Source organism: Caballeronia terrestris (assembly GCF_001544515.1).
In the GTDB taxonomy this organism is placed as follows: domain Bacteria; phylum Pseudomonadota; class Gammaproteobacteria; order Burkholderiales; family Burkholderiaceae; genus Caballeronia; species Caballeronia terrestris.
The window spans coordinates 1-2,625 of the sequence record NZ_FCOL02000259.1 but is presented as its reverse complement, the minus strand read 5'-3'; the positions used below and the strand labels follow the sequence as shown (position 1 = coordinate 2,625).

Here is a 2,625-nt window from a genome sequence, read left to right as displayed (position 1 = left end):
TCATGCTTTCATTCGCGACCGCGAGTTCCGAGGCCGCGTATCCGAAGATCCTCGATGCGCTCGACCGCTTCGGCGTGAAGCGCAAGATCTCCAGCTTCGTTATGCCGATGGGATACTCGTTCAACCTCGACGGCTCCATGATGTATTGCACGTTCGCGACGCTGTTCATCGCCCAGGCATACAACATCCACCTCTCGCTGGGTACGCAGTTGACGATGTTGCTCGTCCTGATGCTGACGTCCAAAGGAATGGCTGGCGTACCGCGTGCTTCGCTGGTGGTGATCGCCGCCACGCTCAACCAGTTCGGCATCCCTGAGGCCGGCCTGCTGCTGATCCTGGGCGTGGACACGTTCCTCGACATGGGCCGGTCGGCCACGAACGCGGTGGGCAACTCGATCGCGAGCGCGGTGGTCGCCAAGTGGGAAGGGGAACTGTTGTCGGAAGCCGACGCCGAGGCCAACACGGCGCGCCTCGACACCGAACTCGACGCTACGATCGCCCACCCGGCCGAGAGCTGACAGGGGCCGAGCCATGAAGACGCCGCGATTCTGGTGGATGCTGGCCATCGCAGGGCTGCTCATTGCCGGTGCCGCAGCGCGGGCGGAGGACGCGCAGCCATCCCGCTCGACTCCCGACAGCTACTCGCCAGCCGCACTGACCGGCACGCTGTCTAAAGCGCGAAATTCCGGCACCATCGCGCTGGGCTACCGCGAGGCCTCCGTCCCGTTCTCGTATCTGAATGCGCGCAACGAGCCGATCGGCTATTCGATCGAGCTGTGCAAGTCACTGGTGTCGGCGATCGAGACCGCGGTCAACCGGACGCTGACCATCCGGTGGGTGCCTGTCACCTCCGACAACCGCATTGACGCGGTGGTCAGCGGGCGGGTCGATCTGGAATGCGGTTCTACCACCAGCAATCTTGAGCGCCAGAAGCGTGTAGCCTTCTCGCCGATCTTTTTCGTGGCCGGCACAAAAGTGATGGTTAAAAAAGGCTCGCTGGTTGGGTCGTTTCGCGACCTTGCGGGGAAGAAGGTCGCCGTGACCGCCGGGACCACGAACGAGAGCGCGCTGCGGGCTCTGGACCGGAGGTTCAAGCTCGGGATTCAGTTGCAGGTGGTGCCTGACCACGCGCAGGGCTTTGCGCAGGTGGCCGACGGCCTGGCCGACGCGTTCGCCACCGACGACGTGCTGCTGTATGGCCTGATCGCGGAGCATGCCGGCGCGGGGGCCGGGTATCGCGTCGTTGGCGACTATCTCTCGTATGACCCGTACGGAATCATGTTCCGCAAGGACGACCCGCAGCTCGCGCAGGTAGTGAAGGATACTTTTCAGGAGCTTGCCGCGGATGGAGAAATCGATCGCCAATACACGCACTGGTTCCTGCGCCGTCTGCCGTCGGGCACCAGCCTCAACCTGCCGATGAGTGCGCAGCTCCAGGCCATCATTGAAACGATGGCCGGCGGCGAGGCGCAGTGAGCGCCGCGCTTGCGGCGGTGCGTGATTCATCACCGCCCGAACGTATGCAACGCGGGCCATGTCACATTCGCACGGGGCACATTAATCGCGCTTTCGCAGCGACGCTAGCGATAACGGAGAACGCAGCGACTTCAAGTTGCCGCGTGACGCATGCGCGCACGGCGCATCGTTATGGACATTACCAGCACCGTTTTCGGTCATTTCGCCCCACGGATGCGATCGCCGCCTCAAGCGTACCGTCGCACCGCGTCGCGCCCCCTTGGCGGTTTACACCATTCAGTCGTAAACGGAAGTGCCGCCCTCCAAATACCGTCAACTATCGACGTCACGCAGACAGCGCGGAAAAACCGGCATGGAAGTCGCTGGCAGTGGTCCGTCTCTGGTCGATGACCGGGATCAATCGTCTCGTGCAGGCGGAAGGCCAGCAACTGCTGCGCATGAAAGGCGTGCTGAATCTTCACGATGAAAGCAGGCGCCTTTATTTTCACAGCGTCAACATGCTGCTCGACACGACGTTCGGCAAGGCATGGCAACGCGACGAAGCGCGCGAGAACCACTTAGTGAATGATAGGACGCCATCTCGATGCAGACCAGATGCGTGAAGGGGCTGCTCGGCTGCCTCGCTTCTCAACTTTTAAATCAGTGGCTTGCTAATAGCATCGCACGCGTCCCAGATTGCAGCTCGGTCTTCATGCCCTCGCTCGTCCTGGACCCGTGTGCAAGGACTGGCACACGTCATCGAAATCTGCCGCACCGTCGTTGATTTTGACGCCTCCATTTCCTAGTCTGTTCGGAGAGGCTCGGATCGATGTTAATCATCGAATCGTCGTGCACGTGCTGGAGGTTCAAAGTGAACTTTGATCGAAGCGATACGGCTGTGGTCTTTATTGACCCGCAAGTCGATGTCTTGAGTAACAAGGGCAAAAATTGGGGCGCGGTCGGAGCGAGCGTGACGGAGAACAAGACGGTAGAAAACATGTTGCGGATCTTCAAGGCGGCGAAGTACGCGAAGTTCGCGGTCTTCATATCGCCACACTACTTTTTCCCGACCGATCGAGCATGGAAGTTCAATGGACCCCTTGAGACGGATGAGTTCGCAACCGGTACGTTTGCGCGCAGCGGCACGTTGAATCTGGACGGCTTCGAAGG

At 60.7% G+C, this 2,625-nt stretch carries 3 protein-coding genes and 1 pseudogene; all 4 read left to right on the top strand.

Annotation, left to right across the window (positions count from 1 at the left end):
- Positions 1–518 (top strand): dicarboxylate/amino acid:cation symporter (locus AWB67_RS36185; protein WP_143328478.1); only part of this gene is annotated, 518 nt, incomplete at its 5' end.
- A 13-nt stretch (positions 519–531) separates the two neighbouring features.
- Complete coding sequence (locus AWB67_RS36180; protein ID WP_087660660.1) at positions 532–1,476, top strand: amino acid ABC transporter substrate-binding protein; 945 nt, start codon at positions 532–534, stop codon at positions 1,474–1,476.
- The gene (locus tag AWB67_RS36175; RefSeq protein WP_235025566.1) at positions 1,473–2,078 is read left to right on the top strand and encodes a CobW C-terminal domain-containing protein; all 606 of its coding nucleotides are present in this window, start codon (positions 1,473–1,475) and stop codon (positions 2,076–2,078) included. The genes AWB67_RS36180 and AWB67_RS36175 overlap by 4 nt, the downstream gene beginning before the upstream one ends.
- Before the next feature lie 248 nt (positions 2,079–2,326).
- Positions 2,327–2,625: pseudogene (locus tag AWB67_RS36170) on the top strand (cysteine hydrolase); the annotation flags it as partial.

Excerpts from the sequence above, each read along its gene's own strand:
- AWB67_RS36180 (WP_087660660.1), top strand. The coding sequence starts at position 532 with ATGAAGACGCCGCGATTCTGGTGGATGCTGGCCATCGCAGGGCTGCTC.